Source organism: Fictibacillus enclensis (assembly GCF_030123385.1).
Lineage (GTDB): Bacteria > Bacillota > Bacilli > Bacillales > Fictibacillaceae > Fictibacillus_C > Fictibacillus_C enclensis.
The window spans coordinates 4,289,962-4,308,304 of the sequence record NZ_CP126109.1 but is presented as its reverse complement, the minus strand read 5'-3'; the positions used below and the strand labels follow the sequence as shown (position 1 = coordinate 4,308,304).

General features: G+C 48.4%; 16 protein-coding genes. All 16 read left to right on the top strand.

Features of this window, described 5'->3' with window-relative positions; translation table 11 throughout:
• Positions 1-103 precede the first annotated feature (103 nt).
• The 16 genes from QNH15_RS22370 (at position 104) to QNH15_RS22295 (ending at position 18,288) form a co-directional block, all read left to right on the top strand.
• Positions 104-1,273, top strand: a complete 1,170-nt coding sequence (locus tag QNH15_RS22370) for a glycerate kinase (RefSeq protein WP_283890673.1) — start codon at positions 104-106, stop codon at positions 1,271-1,273.
• Positions 1,263-2,393 carry a 2-keto-3-deoxygluconate permease gene (locus tag QNH15_RS22365; RefSeq protein WP_283890672.1) on the top strand — a complete coding sequence of 377 codons (1,131 nt, stop codon included), beginning with the start codon at positions 1,263-1,265 and terminating at the stop codon, positions 2,391-2,393. Before QNH15_RS22370 ends, QNH15_RS22365 begins: the two co-directional genes overlap by 11 nt.
• Positions 2,394-2,421: 28 nt before the next feature.
• Complete coding sequence (larA, locus tag QNH15_RS22360) at positions 2,422-3,705, top strand: nickel-dependent lactate racemase (protein WP_283890671.1); 1,284 nt, start codon at positions 2,422-2,424, stop codon at positions 3,703-3,705.
• Entirely contained in the window at positions 3,671-4,507 is an 837-nt protein-coding gene (gene larE, locus QNH15_RS22355; protein ID WP_430667105.1) for an ATP-dependent sacrificial sulfur transferase LarE, read from the top strand. The genes larA and larE overlap by 35 nt, the downstream gene beginning before the upstream one ends.
• Positions 4,508-4,520: 13 nt before the next feature.
• A complete protein-coding gene (larB, locus tag QNH15_RS22350; protein WP_283890670.1) occupies positions 4,521-5,216 on the top strand; it encodes a nickel pincer cofactor biosynthesis protein LarB in 696 nt (231 codons plus the stop codon).
• Positions 5,197-6,054, top strand: a complete 858-nt coding sequence (larC, locus tag QNH15_RS22345) for a nickel pincer cofactor biosynthesis protein LarC (RefSeq protein WP_283890669.1) — start codon at positions 5,197-5,199, stop codon at positions 6,052-6,054. The genes larB and larC overlap by 20 nt, the downstream gene beginning before the upstream one ends.
• Before the next feature lie 564 nt (positions 6,055-6,618).
• Positions 6,619-7,614, top strand: a complete 996-nt coding sequence (locus QNH15_RS22340) for a TRAP transporter substrate-binding protein (RefSeq protein WP_283895717.1) — start codon at positions 6,619-6,621, stop codon at positions 7,612-7,614.
• 13 nt (positions 7,615-7,627) lie between these two features.
• On the top strand, positions 7,628-8,170 hold the full coding sequence (locus QNH15_RS22335; protein ID WP_283890668.1) for a TRAP transporter small permease: 543 nt from the start codon (positions 7,628-7,630) through the stop codon (positions 8,168-8,170).
• Between the two features lie 4 nt (positions 8,171-8,174).
• Positions 8,175-9,449: a TRAP transporter large permease gene (locus tag QNH15_RS22330; RefSeq protein WP_283890667.1), complete on the top strand. Its 1,275-nt coding sequence runs from the start codon at positions 8,175-8,177 to the stop codon at positions 9,447-9,449.
• A gap of 18 nt (positions 9,450-9,467) precedes the next feature.
• The gene (locus QNH15_RS22325; protein ID WP_283890666.1) at positions 9,468-10,493 is read left to right on the top strand and encodes a C-terminal binding protein; all 1,026 of its coding nucleotides are present in this window, start codon (positions 9,468-9,470) and stop codon (positions 10,491-10,493) included.
• A 75-nt stretch (positions 10,494-10,568) separates the two neighbouring features.
• Positions 10,569-11,561 (top strand): TRAP transporter substrate-binding protein, encoded by a 993-nt coding sequence (locus tag QNH15_RS22320; protein ID WP_283895715.1) that lies wholly within the window; start codon positions 10,569-10,571, stop codon positions 11,559-11,561.
• A 28-nt stretch (positions 11,562-11,589) separates the two neighbouring features.
• Positions 11,590-12,852 carry a nickel pincer cofactor-dependent isomerase, group 22 gene (locus QNH15_RS22315; RefSeq protein WP_283890664.1) on the top strand — a complete coding sequence of 421 codons (1,263 nt, stop codon included), beginning with the start codon at positions 11,590-11,592 and terminating at the stop codon, positions 12,850-12,852.
• Complete coding sequence (locus QNH15_RS22310; protein ID WP_283890663.1) at positions 12,849-14,195, top strand: hypothetical protein; 1,347 nt, start codon at positions 12,849-12,851, stop codon at positions 14,193-14,195. The genes QNH15_RS22315 and QNH15_RS22310 overlap by 4 nt, the downstream gene beginning before the upstream one ends.
• Positions 14,196-14,224: 29 nt before the next feature.
• A complete protein-coding gene (locus tag QNH15_RS22305) occupies positions 14,225-16,417 on the top strand; it encodes a dihydroxy-acid dehydratase domain-containing protein (protein ID WP_283895713.1) in 2,193 nt (730 codons plus the stop codon).
• Positions 16,418-16,435: 18 nt separating this feature from the next.
• The gene (locus QNH15_RS22300) at positions 16,436-17,386 is read left to right on the top strand and encodes a U32 family peptidase (RefSeq protein WP_283890662.1); all 951 of its coding nucleotides are present in this window, start codon (positions 16,436-16,438) and stop codon (positions 17,384-17,386) included.
• Positions 17,387-17,514: 128 nt separating this feature from the next.
• Positions 17,515-18,288, top strand: coding sequence for an IclR family transcriptional regulator (locus tag QNH15_RS22295; RefSeq protein WP_283890660.1), 774 nt, complete (start codon positions 17,515-17,517; stop codon positions 18,286-18,288).
• The last annotated feature ends 55 nt before the right edge of the window (positions 18,289-18,343 follow it).

Here is an 18,343-nt window from a genome sequence, read left to right as displayed (position 1 = left end):
AATAAAAGCGATTTGTAGAGGTTTTATCCATAGATTTATAATTTTCAGACAAGTATACTATAACCAACCATATAATGAAAGCGTTTTCTAAGGGGGTTCAGGGTTGAAGATTGTTATTGCGCCAGACTCATATAAAGGAAGTTTATCGGCAACGGAAGCTGCAGCAGCGATCGAACGCGGGATAAAGAAGGCGAATCCTTCAATTGAAACGGTCATTGTGCCGGCGGCTGACGGCGGAGAAGGAACCATGGACACACTTGTTGCCGCGACTGCCGGTGAGAAGAAAGAAGTGAGGGTAACCGGTCCGCTGGGACAAGAGGTTGTGGCATCCTATGGCGTATTGGGTGATACCAGCATGTGTGTGATCGAAATGGCTGAAGCCTCAGGGCTTTGCCTGCTTACGCAAGAGGAACTCAATCCGCTGGCTTCTACCACATTTGGGACCGGACAGCTGATCAAACAGGCACTGGATGATGGATTCCGCTCCTTTATTCTCGCTATCGGTGGGTCAGCCACCAATGATGGCGGTGCAGGTATGCTCCAGGCGCTTGGTATGAAGCTGGTGGACAAAAATGGAGCCGAGATCGGTTCCGGAGGCGGAGAGCTAAGCCGTCTGGAAGTTATTGATGACACAGGATTTGATCAGAGAATTAAGGAGAGTACCTTCCTCATTGCGTCGGATGTCGAGAATCCGCTTGTCGGGAAATCCGGTGCTTCAGCCGTTTTTGGCCCGCAAAAGGGAGCAACAGCAGAAATGGTAAACGTGCTGGATCAAAACCTTTCCCATTGGGCGGATAAAGTGGAAGAACTGACAGGAACAAGATTGCATGACCTGCCGGGAGCCGGGGCAGCGGGCGGGATTGGAGGAGCCTTTCAGGCGTTTTTTTCCGCTCAGATGAAGCGTGGCGTTGATATCGTGACGGAGTATGCCGGTCTTCCCGAAGCTCTTGATGGAGCTGATCTTGTCATAACGGGAGAAGGCAGGGTCGATTTTCAAACGGCTTCCGGTAAGACGCCGATGGGCGTAGCACAGAAAGCAAAAGAAAAGGACGTTCCAACCGTTATCCTTGCCGGCTCGGTCGGCGATGGCGTGGACGTTCTCTATCAATACGGCATCATCAGCATCACGAGCATCATTCAGCAGCCACTAACCCTTCAAGAAGCAATGGAACAATCATCTCAATTGCTGGAGTATAGTGCAGAACAGGTTGTCCGAACATTTATTCATGATAAACCAACAAGCGAAAGCGGGGTTCTACACTATGAAACTTAAACAAACGATTGAAAAAGTACCCGGAGGACTCATGGTCGTTCCACTGTTGTTCGGGGCGTTACTGAATACTATTGACCAGCTTCATTTGAAGCCGGTGATGAATTTCTTAAAATCGCTCGGTGTTGCCAAAACGGAAGAAGGCTACTACGAATTTTTGCGCATAGGAGGCTTCTCTCAGGAACTGTTTAAAGACAGTGCGCTCGTTCTGATTGCACTCTTCCTGTTTTGTGCAGGAAGCCAGATGAACTTGCGGGTTGGAGGAGCAGCACTGAAAAAAGGGATCCTGCTTACTACTTCCAAGTATTTCACCGGATTGGCGGTTGGTTTGCTGTTTGGTTATTTCTTTGATCCGATGGACGGGTTGTTTGGACTTTCCACACTGGCGATTATTGCGGCCATGACGAACGGAAACGGCGGAATGTATGCGGCCCTTACCGGCCAGTACGGAAACCGTTCCGATGTAGGCGCGGTGGCGGTGCTTTCGTTGAACGACGGACCGTTTTTTACACTCATGTCACTTGGACTGCTGGGATCAAGCTTTCCGATCATTTCCTTTATTGCCGTACTGCTGCCGATTGCCATCGGAATGATTCTTGGAAACCTGGACGAAGATATCCGTGATTTCCTGAAAGCGGGAGAAATTCTGCCTGTACCGTTCTTTGCCTTTGCTTTGGGAGCGGGAATGAATCTTGCCAGCTTTTTCAATCCGTCAGTCGTTACAGCAGGTCTGACCATTGGCCTCATGACTACGATTCTTACGGCATCTACGGGAATTCTTGTATTTAAATTATTTAAAGAAAAAAGCTTCATTGCACCGGTTTCGGAAGCATCGACGGCAGGAAATGCGGCAGGTACTCCGGCAGCGATTGCGGCCGCTGCATCGGTTGCAGCGGGGTCGGGAATGATGAGTGCTGCAGAGGCGCAATCCTACCAGGATATTGTAAACGTTGCTACTGCGCAGATTTCGATCGCCACACTGACAACGGCCATTTTATGTCCGATTGCGGTGATTCTTGTAGATAAATGGCAAAAGGCGAGAGGAATCGACGGCAAGCTGGAGAAGTTTGAATTGGAAGGACGGGACCAAAAAGAGAGAAGCGTACCTTCAACTTCAGCGTAATGGACAGTTAAAAAGGAGAGAACAACATATGGAGACAACTTTGTTATACGGAAAAGAAGGGCTGAAACTGAATCTCCCTGAAAACACGTTTGTTGTGGAACCGAATAACCTTCCGGGAGTTGAGAACAAAGAGCAGGCGATTTTGGATGCGTTGAGAAATCCGATCGGTGCACCGTCACTAAAGGAAAGTGTCAAGGCGACAGACAAAGTAGCCATTGTAATCAGCGATATTACAAGACCGACACCAAATGACGTGCTTGTTCCTCTGCTCATTGAGGAACTGGATCATGTGCCGCTTGAGAACTTTGTGATCATCAACGGGACAGGCACTCACCGCGACCAGACAGAGGAAGAGTTTGTGCAAATGCTCGGCCAGTGGGTCGTCGATCATATCAAGATTGTCAATAATCACTGTCATGACCTGGATTCACTCGTTAATGTGGGAAGAAGCAAGTTCGGCTGCGACGTCTATTTGAATAAAGACTATGTGGAAGCCGATTTCCGCATTGTTACGGGATTCATTGAGCCCCACTTTTTTGCGGGATTTTCGGGCGGCCCAAAAGGCATCATGCCTGGCATTGCCGGTATAGAAACCATTATGACCTTTCATAATGCTCGAATGATCGGGGATCCACGCTCCACTTGGGGCAACATGGTGGATAACCCGGTTCAGGAAATGACACGCGAAATCAATGCGATGTGCAAGCCGCATTTTATGTTGAACGTGACGCTGAACCGGGAAAAGGAAATCACCAATGTGTTCGCCGGGGAGCTGTATGAGGCACACGATAAGGGATGTGCGTTTGCCAAGGAACATGCCATGATCCGCTGCAAAGAGAGGTTTGATGTGGTGATCACCTCCAACTCCGGCTATCCGCTTGACCAAAATTTGTATCAGGCAGTTAAAGGAATGAGTGCCGCTCACAAGATTGTGAAAGAGGGAGGCTCCATCATTGTTGCCTCCGAATGCTCTGACGGGCTGCCTGACCACGGGAATTACTCGAAAATTTTTCAATTTGCCGAAACACCACAGGAGCTGCTCGATCTGATCAATGATCCCGATTTTAAAATGTTCGATCAGTGGCAGGTTCAAAAGCAGGCGGTCACCCAGGTGTGGGCAGATGTTTATGTCTATTCCAAGCTGACCGATGAGCAGGTAAAAGGAGCCATCCTGATGCCGACCCATGACATTGAAAAGACACTGGAAGAGTTAAAAGAGAAATACGGACCTGAGATGACAATAGCGGTGCTGCCACTCGGGCCGCTAACCATTCCTTATGTGGAAGAACGGAGGGGTTCTGTTGTTGGATAAGTATAAAAAACTGCAGGATATTTTACGAGAAATGAAAACCGTAGTGGTCGCTTTTTCCGGAGGGGTGGACAGCACTTTTCTATTAAAAGTCGCGCTTGATACGCTTGGAAAAGAAAACGTGCTGGCGGTCACTGCAGACAGCGAGACCTATCCGTTTGAGGAACTGCAGGAGGCAAAACGGTACGCAGCGATGCTCGGCGCACGCCATGAAGTGATAGAAACCTCAGAACTCAGCATTCCCGGCTATTCCGAAAACACCTCCAACCGCTGTTATTTTTGCAAGAAGAGTTTGTTTGAGCATCTGATTCCGATTATGCATGAACATCACTATGAAAATATCGCGTTTGGTCTCATAGCCGATGACATGGGAGAACATCGGCCGGGAACAAAAGCCGCAAGAGAATACAATGTACGGGGACCAATCCAGGAGGCCGGTTTGTTCAAAAGCGAAATACGTGAGCTTTCCCAGCAGTTGGGACTTCCTACATGGGATAAGCCCTCCTTTGCCTGCCTTTCATCAAGAATTGCCTATGGAGAAGAAATTACCATCGAGAAGTTGAGAAAAGTGGACCGTTCCGAACAGGCCATTCGTGCCATCGGCATCCGTCAGGTACGGGTCCGCACGCATGGTGACATTGCCAGAATTGAAGTAGTGCCAAAGGAAATGAACAGGCTTCTTGAACATCACGAAGAAATTACAAAGCAGCTGCAGGAGTTTGGCTACAGCTATGTAACGATGGATTTGACCGGCTATAAAAGCGGCAGTATGAACAAAGTGCTGGCAGAAACCAAAACAACGTAGAGAAGGAGATTTCATGAAAAAATTCGAAGACCTCGGCTTCAGTAAGGTGGACCTGGATCGCGAGAAACGTACAGGCTATCCTGAAGTCATCTATGGAGAAGGAAAAACAGCAGATCAGATTAAAAAAATCATGGAAACCCTGATTGAGACCCATGGGAAGGCTATGGTTACCCGGCTTTCCAAAGAGAAGGCAGAAGTGATGCTCGCCGTATATCCTGATGCTCACTATCACGACGTTTCCAGAATTCTTTTATACGGACCTCCGCGTGAGAAATACGGTGGGGATGTGATGGTTATCGCGGCAGGCACCTCCGATCTTCCTGTTGCAGAGGAAGCGGCCATTACCGCCGATTGGATGGGCTGCAAAGTCAACCGCCTGTATGATGTTGGGGTAGCGGGCATTGACCGGCTGCTGGCCTATCGGGAAGATATCACAAAAGCCAGTGTGCTGATCGTTGTGGCCGGTATGGAAGGAGCTCTGCCGAGTGTGATTGGAGGCATGGTTCAGCGTCCGGTTATTGCGGTTCCGACTTCTGTGGGGTATGGTGCCCATTTGCAGGGTCTTACTCCGCTTCTCGCCATGCTCACCTCCTGTGCGTCCGGAATGAGTGTGGTGAACATTGATAATGGATTTGGTGCGGCCTATCAGGCGGCTCTTATTTTAAAACTCGCAAATGAGGGGATTGCCAATGAAACAGCTTTATCTTGATTGCCAGTACGGCATTTCCGGTGATATGACACTTGCTGCGCTTTTCGACGTTGGCGCTGATCTTTCCTACGTAACAGAGCAGCTGAAGCAGCTTCCGATTGATTCGTTTCACATGACCACCAAGAAAGTCGATAAGAGAGGAATCTCAGCGAACCTGCTTGACCTTCAGTTTAAGGAAGCGGAACTGGTAGGTGCCGCACATGTCCATGAAGCAGGCCACAGCCATTCTCACGAACATGACCATCACCATCATCACGATCATGAGCATGAACACAGCCATTCGCATGAACATGATCATCATCATCACCACCATGACCATGTTCATCGGAAAGCATCAACGATCTTGGAGATGATTGAAACAAGTGAGCTTCCTGTTCGGGTAAAGGAACGGAGCCGGCGTGTATTTGAAGTCATCGCCGAAGCGGAGGGTAAGATTCACGGAATGGATCCAAAGGAGGTTCACTTTCATGAGGTGGGTGCCATGGATTCCATTATTGATGTGATCGGAGTATGCCTGGCGCTCGAAGATTTGCAGGTTGATGGAATTGTAGCCTCACCCGTCCCGACGGGCTATGGCAAGGTGAGGATGGCGCATGGACTCTATCCCATTCCGGCCCCTGCGACGGCCGAGATTCTTAAAGGAGTGCCGCTTGAGGCTTTCCATGTAAAAGGCGAACTGACCACGCCAACAGGAGCCGGCTTCTTAAAGGCGCTTGCCGATGACTATGGGTATATGCCACCTCTTGTCATCGAGAAAATCGGATATGGAGCAGGACAAAAGGACTTTGAGCATCCGAACGTTCTCAGAGCAATCCTTTTTGAGGAGAAAGTAAAGTAGAAAAGCCCGGGAGAGAGCGGGAATTGCGATCTCCCGAGCCTTTTTGTGTGGTTTTTTACCAGTTTGTGAGTGATGCCGGTGGATAGGTGGAGGGTAATCGAAAATTTACTGTCCGCGCAACTAGTTTGACCTGTTATATACCGGACGGGGGTATATCCTCTCACAATCACCCAGTGATTTTACTTTGAAAATATTAAACTTACTAATTGCTTTTAAATTAAAAATAGTAAAATGAGACCATTTTCAGAAAAATAAAAAAACGGATTGACATCCTTTGACAAGATGTACTATGATTATCACAGTTATTAGTTATACAGAACACGGTTTTATATTATAAAACAACTAAGACATTGCATTTCCAGAAACAATCATCATTTTGTAAGGAGGGCAGTGTCTTTTGTTTAAAAATATAACAGAACAGAGTTTTATAATGTAAAACCATTAGTCCTCCGCTATGCTGCTTTTTTATTTTTTTGCAGCATGATGGCAACGCTTTCAAAAAAACGTAAAAAACCAAACGAAAGGGTGGTTAGGGTGAAAGTCAAGAAAAGCTTGGGTGTTGTAATGGGCATCATGCTGATGCTGTCCCTGATCCTGTCGGGATGCGGCAGTAAATCCACTTCCTCATCGGGAGAAAAAACAAGGACCATAAAAGTCGCCAATTATTTTGCCAAGGATCATCCGCAGAATGTGGCGTTGCGAGAGAAATTCAAGCCCATGGTTGAAAAGGAATCCGGCGGCACGCTGAAAGTCCAGATCTATGACAACAGCACACTCGGTGCCGAAAAGGAATTTTACGATGGTGTTCGAAACGGCACCATCGAAATGGGGATCCCCGGACTGATCATGCAGTCGGATATCGAAAAAATGGCGGTTCCGGAATGGCCTTTCCTTTTTAAAGACTATGAACATGTAAAAAAGGTGCTCAACGGCCCAATCGGAAAAGAACTCACTGAGGATCTTGAAAAGAAGCACGGTGTTAAACCGCTGGCCTGGAGTGCCAATGGTTTCCGAATGTTCTCAAGCAGCAAACCCATCAATAACATGGATGACTTTAAAGGGCTGAGAATGAGAATGCCAAACATTCCAAATTACATAAAACTTGGCAAGCTGCTTGGCATGAATGTAACGCCAATGCCGATTTCTGAAGTGTTCTCGGCGCTGGAGCAGAAGGTGGTAGACGGCCAGGACAATCCGATTGCCACGTTAAAAGCATCAGGCTGGTACGAAGTGCAGGACCATGTACTGGAATCCAATCACATGTTCAGCCCGAACATTTATATCATCAACAGCAAATTTTTCAACAGCCTGTCTAAAAAGCAGCAGAGCATCATAGAAAAAGCATCAAAAGAAGCCGCTGATTATGAATTTGGCTTGATGGAAAAAAGCTACGACAAGGACAAGCAGGATCTTGAGAAGGAAGGCATTAAATTTACCGCACCTGATGCCACTTTTAAACAAGACATGGAAAAAGCAGCGGATCCGCTCTATAAGGACTTTTACAAAAAGTACCCGTGGGCCAAGGACCTCGTAGCCAAAATCAAAAAAGAAGCTGAATAAGGGGGAATCCAAAATGCTTCAGAAAATAAGCAGGATCGCAAACGGTATCCTGAATGGAGCCATCGCCTTTTCTCTGGCCTCGATGGCCATCCTGGTGTTTGGAAATGTCGTATTGCGGTACGCCTTTAACTCGGGAATCACTTGGTCTGAAGAAATGTCCCGCTTTCTGTTTGTTTGGATGGTGTTCTTTGGGGCTATTGCCGCTCTGAAGGATAACATGCACCTCGGTGTAGACCTGGTCGTCAATCTGCTGCCAAAGACACTGAAGCGGACCATGTTTGTTTTCAGCAATCTCTGTGTGCTGTTTATCCTTTGGCTGCTGCTTGATGGAAGCTGGAAAATGACGGTGCTTAACATGGACAGCATCGCTCCTGCAACCGGCATCTCCCTTTCCTGGGTTTATGGGATCGGGCTGGTCACAAGCCTCTCAATGGCAGCCATTATCATCACCAACATGGTAAAAGTCCTTTTTGCTAAAGACAAAGACAGTTCATTCTCGCTCATTGCAGCGGTGGATGATGTCAGCGTGGAACAAAAAGAGGTAAGGGAGGGATAAGGACATGCTCGGTGTATTTTTAGGATCATTGTTTGGCTCGCTCGTCATTGGTGTACCGATCGCTTTTGCGCTCATTTTGTCAGGTGTGGCACTCATGTTCGTTATGGGTACGTTTGACAGCCAGATTATTGCCCAAAACCTGATCAACGGGGCCAACAACTTTTCTTTGATGGCCATCCCGTTCTTTGTGCTGGCGGGTGAACTGATGAATGCGGGCGGGATTTCCAAAAGGATTGTCAGTTTTGCGATGTCGCTTGTCGGGCACATCCGCGGCGGTCTTGGGTTTGTGGCCATCATTGCGAGCGTGCTGTTTGCCGGTTTATCAGGTTCAGCGGTGGCGGATACCGCAGCGCTTGGTGCCATCCTCATTCCAATGATGGTCTCAAGGGGCTACAATATCGAACGTTCGACGGGTCTCATATGTGCCTCCGGAATTATTGCTCCCGTCATTCCGCCGAGTATTCCGATGATCATTTTCGGCGTAACGAGCGGCGTATCCATTACCCAGCTTTTCATGGGGGGAATCATTCCCGGCATCATGATGGGGGGCGGGCTGCTGGTGGTTTGGTCGTTTATCGCAAGAAAGGATGACACCGAGCTGCCAAAGCGGAGCACAGGAAAAGAAATTCTTAGTGCCATTAAACAGGCAAGCTGGGCGCTCTTCCTTCCCGTTATCATTATCGGGGGCTTGCGCGGCGGTATCTTTACACCGACTGAAGCAGCAGTGGTTGCTGCCTTTTATGCCTTGTTTGTCGGATTGTTTGTCTACCGGGAGATTAAAGTGAAGGAATTGTACAGTGTGCTTGTGGCAGCGGCCAAGACGACGAGCGTGGTTATGTTTGTTGCTGCAGCAGCGATGGTCTCCGCCTGGCTGATTACAGTGGCCAATGTTCCAACGGAGATTGCGAATATGCTGAGCGGTGTCATTGACCATCCACTATTGCTGCTTCTTTTGATCAATTTGCTGCTGCTTGCCGTTGGATTGGTTATGGATTTAACTCCAGCCATTCTTATATTTACACCGGTGCTTCTTCCGGTTGTAAAAATGGCAGGGATCGATCCGGTGTATTTTGGAATTGTGATGGTCATCAACCTCTGTATTGGATTAATTACACCACCGGTTGGAACCGTTCTTTATGTAGGTTGCGGAATCAGTAAGATCGATATCCTAAAGCTAACCAAGGGGATATTGCCTTTCTTGATTGTTCATGTGATCGTTCTTCTCTTATTGATTCTGTTCCCGAGCATTATTACGGTTCCTCTGAAGTGGCTTACTTAAAAGAAGGAAGGTTCTGTTATGACAACATTTAAAGTAGTGGTTACCGACTGGGAATATAATGATCTTCGGTATGAAAAAGCAGTATTTGAACAATACCCGGAAGTTGAATTGATCGGTGCTCAATGCCGGACAGAGGAAGAAGTCATTGAGGCCTGCCGGGATGCGGATGCATTGATCAATCAGTACGCACCTCTTGGAAGGGAGGTCATTGATCAGCTCGAAAAATGTCAGGTGATTACGCGCTACGGGGTTGGTGTGAATACGATCGATCTGGAGGCGGCGACCGAAAAAGGCATTTGCGTTGCCAACGTTCCGGACTATTGCATGGATGAAGTGTCTGATCATGCGCTTTCTCTCCTTCTTTCTGCAAGAAGAAAGGTCGTCAAAGCGAATGAGCAGGTAAAAAAAGGAAATTGGGATTTTAAAGTGACCCAGCCGATTCACCGGCTCCGCGGGCAGGTGCTCGGACTGGTAGGGTATGGAAAGATTCCGCAAAGCCTGGCTGAAAAGGTGCAGCCCCTTGGGTTAAAGGTCGTTGCTTTTGATCCCTACTATCCTGCGGCAGAAGCAAAAAAGAAGGGGGTACAACTAGTTTCTCTGGAAGAATTATGCCGGGTGTCTGACATCATCTCTGTCCATGCCCCGTTAACAGAAGGGACAAAAGGCATGATCAATGCCTCCCTGTTTTCCCAAATGAAAAATGATGCTCTTCTCATCAATACGTCAAGAGGGCCGGTAGTGGATGAAGAGGCGCTAATTGAAGCGCTCGAAAAGGGAGAAATCGGAGGAGCGGCTCTGGATGTAATTGAGGAAGAACCGATTGCTGAAAACCATCCCTTCCTCTCCATGGATAACGTAATCCTGACGCCTCATGTGGCTTGGTATTCTGAGGAAGCAGCCAAAGAAATGAGAACAAAAGCAGCGCTTGGTGTGGTGGACGTTCTGATCTGCAAGGAGTATCCAAAGTATCTTGTAAACAAGCAGGTGGAAGAGCGGTCCGTGCTGAAAAGCAATCAGCCGGAAAGCCGCTATGCGATGAGTTAGTCAATCTGATGAGAAGGGGGAAATAGAGTGAAAAATTGGGTGAAGAAACTGGCAATTGGAGTCGCTATCCCGGGCATGTTGATCCTTGGGGGCTGTGGAGCAACGAAAACAGGAGGATCCGAAAAAGGCGGGATACAGGAACGAACCATTAAAGCAGGGATTGGGTTAAATGAAGATCATCCGGAAGGACAAGGCTTGAAAAAGTTCAAAGAGCTGGTTGAGAAGAAAAGCGGCGGGAAAATGAAGGTGCAGAACTTTTACAGCGCCACGCTTGGCGATGACCAAAAAATGACCGAGGCGCTGCAGGGGGGACTTCAGGAGGTTACCATTCCTTCCACCTCACCGCTTGTTGGAATGATCAAGGAATACGGCATCTTCGACTTTCCATTTGTTTTTAATACTGAAGAAGAAGCGTACTCCGTTCTTGATGGAAAAGTGGGGCAAGAGCTATTGAAAAAGCTGCCGGAGCACAAGCTGATTGGACTGGGGTATTGGGAGAATGGATTCCGCAACCTGACAAACAGCAAACATCCCGTGAAGACTGCGGAGGATTTTAAAGGATTGAAGATTCGTACGATGCAAAACGAGGTTCACCTTGATGCATTTAAAAAGCTCGGAGCCAACCCAACTCCAATGGCGTTTTCCGAAGTCTTCACCGCGCTTGAAAGCAAAACGGTCGACGGACAGGAAAATCCGCTCGCGACTATTAAATCCAGCAAGTATGACGAGGTTCAGCCCTACTTAAGCATGACCAAGCACGTGTACACACCTTTTGTTTTTCTTGTGAGCAAGCAGTTCTGGGACAAGCTTTCAAAGGAAGAACAAAAAATCATGAGAGATTCTGCGCAGGAAGCAGGAAAATACCAGCGTGATCTGAACCGCAAAGAGAACGAAAAAGCTCTCGAGGATTTGAAAAAAGCTGGCATGAAGGTCAATGAGGTCTCCGACGCTGAAAAAGAAAAAATGAAAGAAATCGTGAAGCCGGTCACAGACAAATACGCGAAAAAGTTTGGACAGGACCTGGTCGATGAAATGATGTCAGAAGTGGAAAAAGCGAGGAAAAAATAAGAGAAAAGTCAGATAAGGAGGAAGAGGGATGGAGATCATATCACAGTTGCTGCAGGATATAGCCCTTCCAAAGATGATGAAAGTGAAGCAATCCTTTCATGCTCCTGAACTTGATGACACCGCACAGGCCGTTCAGCAGACATTAAAAGAAACAGGCGTACTCTCAAGGATATCGCCTGGTGACCGGGTAGCCATCGCCGCGGGTAGCCGCGGTGTGGCCGACCTTCCCATACTTGTCAGGGAAACGGTCAACGCTGTCATATCAGCAGGGGGTTCTCCTTTTATTGTGCCTGCCATGGGCAGCCACGGCGGTGCCACGGCTGAAGGGCAGCGTGAAGTGCTCGAGCAGCTCGGTATCACCGAAGCATCGGTCGGCGCACCGATTGTATCCAGCATGGAGGTCGTGCAAACCGGCACGCTTGAAAACGGCCTGCCTGTTTACACCGATAAAAATGCCGCCAGTGCAGACAAGGTGATCGTTATTAACCGGATCAAGCCGCACACGGCTTTCCGAGGCCCGGTTGAAAGTGGTCTGATGAAGATGATCACAATTGGCCTTGGAAAGCAAAAAGGGGCGGAGGCCGCGCATGCCTACAGCTTTAAGTACATGGCAGAGCATGTTCCCCAAATGGCCAAGATGGTTATGGCCAAGATTCCGATTATTTTCGGACTTGGATCCATTGAGAACGCCTATGACCGACCAGCCAAAATTGTTGCCGTTCCTGCCGAGGAAATGGAAGAAAGAGAGCCGGGGCTTTTGCTTGAAGCGAAAGTGCTCATGCCAAAAATTTTATTTGATCCAATGGATGTGCTGATTGTTGAAGAAATCGGCAAAGACATTTCAGGGGACGGGATGGACCCGAACATTACCGGACGTTATGCCACTCCTTATGCGTACGGGGGACCTGACGTTTCACGCATTGTCGTGCTCGGTTTAACGGAGAAAACCCATGGCAATGCCAACGGAATCGGACTGGCGGATACAACCACCAGGAAGCTGTTTAACAGCATCTCCTGGGAAAAGGGCTACGCCAATGCGCTCACCAGTACGGTGACATCGGTGATTAAAGTTCCAATGGTTCTTGAGGACGAAGAGATGGCCATAAAAGCGGCCATCAAAACGTGCAATGCCCGTGACCTTACAAAAGCAAGGGTGGTACGTATTCCAAACACGCTGGATCTTCAGCATATATGGATTTCCGAGAGCCTGAGAGAGGAAGCGGAAGCCCATTCGGACATTGAAATCCTGTCTGAACCGGCAGAGATGTACACAGCTGGCGAAGCCCGGTGACCCTGCTTGTCATTTATAGCCTCATGGTCATTTTTTACACGATCAGCCTGTTTGCTGACAGCTTGCTGCTTGATGAGGTGACAGGGATTTTCGCCATTCTGGCACTTGTTCTTTCCTTTCCTAAGGCAAACGGGCTATACCGTGCAACAGGAACCGTTTTTATTCTGGTGGGTGGGCTTCTCTACCTGTACTTGCAAAAGCCGCTGCTGGAGCTGCCGCATTACATGACATCAACCATTGTCCTGCTCGCCATCTTTTATGTACTGCCTTTCATCAACAGCATCATTGTTGTGGGGAGGTACGATAAAAGTGTGAACCAGCTGCTGAAGCGGCGGGTGGGAAATTTGGGGCAGTTGTATTACCGGAGTTCGCTTGTCAGTTTTTTGCTGGGGTCGTTTTTAAATATCGCTACGATCCCGCTGGTTGAATCAGTTCTCCGCCGCAATCTGCAAAAAGCAGAGGACAAATTGAGGGATATTTTTATCAGCCGTGCAATGCTGAGAGGCTATGCCCTGTGTCTCGCCTGGAGTCCGATGGAGATTCTGGTGGCGATCAGTGTGGACATCACTCATTCGAATTATGTTCACCTGCTTCCGTGGCTTCTTTTGTTCTCTGTCACGTTGCTTGGAGTAGACTGGCTGATTGGCCTGAAATACCGCAAATATCAGGTAGAACAGGCGGCAGCGTCAGAAGCGGCACCATTGGACGGAAGGATCCTCAAAAAATCCGGGGTGCTACTTCTTTATTTAAGTGTTTTTATTGCAGCAGTCATCGGAGCGAGGCGGGTGCTCAACACTGATTTTCTAATGGCGGTCACGCTTGTCATTATTCCCTACTCGTTTCTCTGGGCTCTTCTCGTAAAAAGAATCAGATCCTACCTGGTTTATAGTTTGCGAGTCTGGAAGCACAGGGCATCGTCCCAGCAAAACTTTATGGTTTTGTTTCTCTCCGCAGGCTTTTTAATTAGTACACTTAAAGTTTCACCGTTTTTAAAATGGCTGCAGCAGCCGTTTGGAGCCGTGGAGCATTGGCCCGTGTTGCTCTTTCTGCTGATTCAGGTTCTTTTTCTCGGTCTGGCGATGATCGGATTTCATCCGCTTGTGACCATCAGTATTCTGGGGGAGGTCATACAGCCTCTTTTGGGAGAGATCAATCACTTAAGCTTTGCCGTCGTTCTTATTTCATCTGGACTGTCCACTGTCATGGCGGGCCCTTACAACATTACGGTGTCTTTAACAGGCAGTCTTCTGCATCAGAATCCATACCGTGTTTCGTTCTGGAACATCGGGTTTGCATTTCTCTACAGCAGTATGGGGACAATGATTGCGCTTCTGATGCTGTAACAGTTTACTAGTTTAAAAGGTGGCGAAATATTGTGTTGTATCCATATATCGAAAATTCCTATAATCCATATCGTGACAATGTTCAGGGTAAGGCCAATGAGCCCATTTGTGTGGCCGGCCTTTTGGACCGGGCGAAACAAATTCTCGGGCCAACCTATGAAGGCGATGCGCCGGATTGGACCCTGGAGGAAATTTATAACCGGCTTCATGAAAATGCGCCGCGTATTGCCATTATCGGGGGATCTCCCGACCATCCGGCCCATATTATGGACTTTCAGACATCGTCCAGGGCTGCGCTGCGCATCTGGCAAAACGGAGGGGTTCCTTTTTATTTTTCCACACCGGTCATGTGTGATGGAACCGCACAAAGCAATCAGGGAATGAGTTACTCCCTTCAAAGCAGAAATGCGGTTGCGGAAATGGTCGTCAACCAGATTGAGGCGCACAGCTATCATGGCGCTTTTGTCATCCAGGGCTGTGACAAGCAGCCGCTTGGAGTGGTAAGTGCCATGGCCCATCTCGACCGCATCCGGAACTATCGCGGGGAAGCGCCGTTCTTTGCCACATTTGCTCCTGCCCATGTTTTACAGGGAGGAACCATTCCAGAAGGCCTTTTTGAAGAGCTTGAAGCGGTTGCCCAAAAAGCGGAGCAAAACGGAGCGGATGACATCGCTTATGATCTTCGTGATGCGATGGCTTACATTCTTCAATGTTCATCCAATACCGCGTTCCAGGGCGTTCTTCAGCGGGCCAAGGAAAAGGGATTCATCTCCCAGGCGGAACACGATGATTATGAAAAGCGCCTGGCGGTCAATACGTGCGACGGGCTTGGCGGGGTTTGTGCGTTTAACGGAACCGGAAACAGCTCGCGGCACCTGGTTGCCGGTATGGGGCTAGTTCACCCTGAGCTGGAGTTGCTGACCGATCCTCCGACACAGGAACAGATCAATGCCGCGCTTGATCCGCTGGCAGGCATGATTAACCAGCAAGCCTTCGGGGCGTCCAACATTATGGCTTCCAACATTAAAAATGCCGTCCGCATCCACAGCGCATCCGGCGGTTCCACCAATTTGATGATGCACATCGTGGCCGGGATGCTTTATGGCGGATTCAAGTTCAGCCTGCATGAAATGGACCGCATTCATCACGAGGTGCCGGTGCCTGATTTGTTTGACTACAGTCTCACCCAGGGCAGGGACATTTTTGCACTGGCGATGCAATGCTGCTCAGGAAACAGCCGCGGCATGGAATCATTATTTTATGAACTGCTTCAAAACGGGGTGCCGATGGATGTAGATGCTCCAACCGTAACCGGCGCGAGCTGGCGCGAGCGGCTGGAAAAAGAACATAAGGTGTCCATTGAGAAGATTGCTGAAAATCCGGTCATTCTTGATAAGCCAAGACGGCCATACAGTGGTGTTGACGTACTCAGCGGAAACTTTTTTGAAAGCGCTGTGGTTAAGATCAGCGGGATGACGACCCTGCAGCTTGATGAGTTCGATAAAAAGGCGGCGTTTGTTCTTTATTATGACAACGAAGAGGACGCCAACCACAGCTTACTGGATGCCGGGCTGGTTGACAAGCTAAGAAATACGAAAGCATTCACCCATGAAAATCTTCTTGCTGCTGTAAACCAAAATGCGCCGGACCGATATGAAGCCTTGAAAACCCATTCTTATAATGCGTTATTCGATGCCATGGTGGAAGAGGGGATCCTTAAACTCGCGGTTGTGGTATCCGGCCAGGGACCTGTCGCATTCGGCATGCCGGAAATGTTTACGCCGATGCAGCACATCAACGCAAACCGTAAGCTGAAAAGGATGGCAACACTGATCAGTGACGGGCGTTATTCAGGTGTTACCTACGGAGCCGCGGTAGGCCATATGACCCCAGAAGCCAAGGGAGACGGCGGAATCCTTTATCTCCAAACGGGGGATGTACTGTTTCTTGATTTCCGTGAGCGCACCATTCAGTTCATGGACGAAACGGCGTTCCAGCGTGGACAACAGGTATTTAAATTTGAGCATATTCGCCAGCAAAGAAAAGAATTGGCAGCTTCCCGCATGAAGGCTATCTCCAAACGCCAGCGCCAGGTAGCCGCAAGCAACAGGATGTCCAGCCATACAGATGCAGCTCATGGTGTGGTTCCGCTTCAAGTGTTTGAGGAAGCAGATTTGGACTACCAAAAAGATGTTGTTTCCCTTAATCTTGCCCAACATTAATTGAAAGGAAGATATCTAATGGAAGAAACGAAAAGAGCTATTGAGAAATTGGGTTTCCCTCCCGGAGATTGTCATGACCTCCCGTCCTCGGAAAAAACATTTCCTGATGGAGCGCAGTACCGTGTTGAAATCCCAAGTGTGGAAGGCCCGGCATCATTTGAAGCGGTCATTGAGGCCTGCGAGCAATATGACGTTGGCATTCACCGAATCTCACAGGGAAGTGGAATTATGCTTTTGACCGACGACGAGCTTGAGCAGATGGCAGCTATCGGCAGAAGAGAAAACCTTGAAGTCAGCTTGTTTGTTGGCCCGCGTGGCAGCTGGGATGTATCGGCCATGCAATGGGCAAGTGCCGGAAAAATTGCCGGCCTTCGTGTACAGGGAATGGATCAGCTCATCTATTCCATCGAGGATATCAAGCGCGCCTGCAAGGCCGGAATCCGGGGGATTTTAGTGGCGGATGAAGGATTATTGTGGCTCGTTAATGAATTGAAAAAGACGGGGGAACTTCCTGCTGACCTGGTGGTTAAAGTTTCGGTGCAGGTGGCACAGGCGAATCCAATTTCGATCCGTCTGATGGAGCAGATTGGTGCCGGAACGTACAACGTGCCGACCGACCTTACGCTTTCAAGGCTCGCAGCGATCCGCCAGGCGGTTGATCTTCCGATCGATATTTATGTGGAAGTGCCTGATGATGTCGGCGGCTTTATCCGCCATTATGAAATACCAGAAATCATCCGGGTAGCGGCGCCGGTTTATATTAAATTCGGTTTGCGCAATGCTCCTAACATTTATCCTTCCGGGACTCATCTTGAGCAGACCTCGATCGCGCTTTCTAAAGAGCGTGTAAGACGAGCCAAGCTTGGCCTCGAGATGATCAAGCGTTATGCTCCGGATCTCAAGGTTTCAGAAAAAGGGGCCGAGGGAATCGCCGTTCCTTTGCCAGGCGGAAAAGTAGCAGCGCCTTGATCCAAGGCTATAGAGCGCTTACAGCTTTTGGCATGTCCTGCAAGGCAAATCCGGTTGTATCCCCCTTGTGGTGTGGTACTATAAGGGAAAAGACAAGCCATCAAACTTTATCAAAGGGTGATTGAGACATGCCAATTATTCAATCCGTAGACCGGGCGCTTCGTATTCTGGACCTTTTTGACGAATATGAATCGGAATTAAAAATAACCGACATCAGCTCAAGAATGAATTTACACAAAAGTACCGTGCATTCTTTGCTTAAAACACTACAGCATTACAACTATATTGAGCAAAATCCTGAAAATGGAAAATACAAGCTGGGTATGAAGCTTTTCGAGCGTGGGAATTTTGTCATCCATAACCTCGATATCCGGTCTGTTGCGAAAAAGCATCTCATGGAGCTGTCCATGAAAACAGGAAACACCATCCATCTTGTTATTTTGGATGGAAAAGAAGGCGTTTACATCGACAAGGTCGAAGGATCTGCAGCCACCATCCTGTATTCCCGGATCGGGCGAAGAATACCAGTGCACTGCAGTGCGGTAGGAAAGGCGCTTGTGGCCTTTAAAGACCAGGAAGAACTGGCTGCCATTCTCAAGGATTATGAGTACATCAGCCAGACGCCTAAAACCATTACCAATGAAAAGGATTTCTTGACTGAACTCGACAATGTAAGAAAAGAAGGCTTCGCCATGGATAATCAAGAAAACGAACCTGGCGTTTCATGTATTTCGGTTCCGATCAGAGACCACTCGGAACATGTGATTGCAGCCATCAGCATGTCGCAGCCGGTACACCGCATTAATAAAAAAGCGATCAAAGAGATTGCCGAGATGCTGAAAGAAACAGCAGAAAACATTTCACGGGAACTTGGATTTGGGGTAAAAGCCTCGTCCATTTAAAACAGCGCTCCTTATGCCAGGAGTGTATCCTTTAATGAGAACTCAGTTTTATAAT

What these genes read in the sequence shown, in the direction of transcription:
- QNH15_RS22295 (WP_283890660.1), top strand. Translation starts at nt 17,515, where the DNA reads ATGCCAATTATTCAATCCGTAGACCGGGCGCTTCGTATTCTGGACCTT.
- QNH15_RS22320 (WP_283895715.1), top strand. Translation starts at nt 10,569, where the DNA reads ATGTTGATCCTTGGGGGCTGTGGAGCAACGAAAACAGGAGGATCCGAA.
- QNH15_RS22315 (WP_283890664.1), top strand. Translation starts at nt 11,590, where the DNA reads ATGGAGATCATATCACAGTTGCTGCAGGATATAGCCCTTCCAAAGATG.
- QNH15_RS22335 (WP_283890668.1), top strand. Translation starts at nt 7,628, where the DNA reads ATGCTTCAGAAAATAAGCAGGATCGCAAACGGTATCCTGAATGGAGCC.
- larC (WP_283890669.1), top strand. Translation starts at nt 5,197, where the DNA reads ATGAAACAGCTTTATCTTGATTGCCAGTACGGCATTTCCGGTGATATG.
- larE (WP_430667105.1), top strand. Translation starts at nt 3,671, where the DNA reads ATGTGGAAGAACGGAGGGGTTCTGTTGTTGGATAAGTATAAAAAACTG.
- QNH15_RS22365 (WP_283890672.1), top strand. Translation starts at nt 1,263, where the DNA reads ATGAAACTTAAACAAACGATTGAAAAAGTACCCGGAGGACTCATGGTC.
- QNH15_RS22340 (WP_283895717.1), top strand. Translation starts at nt 6,619, where the DNA reads ATGGGCATCATGCTGATGCTGTCCCTGATCCTGTCGGGATGCGGCAGT.
- larB (WP_283890670.1), top strand. Translation starts at nt 4,521, where the DNA reads ATGAAAAAATTCGAAGACCTCGGCTTCAGTAAGGTGGACCTGGATCGC.
- QNH15_RS22300 (WP_283890662.1), top strand. Translation starts at nt 16,436, where the DNA reads ATGGAAGAAACGAAAAGAGCTATTGAGAAATTGGGTTTCCCTCCCGGA.
- QNH15_RS22330 (WP_283890667.1), top strand. Translation starts at nt 8,175, where the DNA reads ATGCTCGGTGTATTTTTAGGATCATTGTTTGGCTCGCTCGTCATTGGT.
- QNH15_RS22325 (WP_283890666.1), top strand. Translation starts at nt 9,468, where the DNA reads ATGACAACATTTAAAGTAGTGGTTACCGACTGGGAATATAATGATCTT.
- larA (WP_283890671.1), top strand. Translation starts at nt 2,422, where the DNA reads ATGGAGACAACTTTGTTATACGGAAAAGAAGGGCTGAAACTGAATCTC.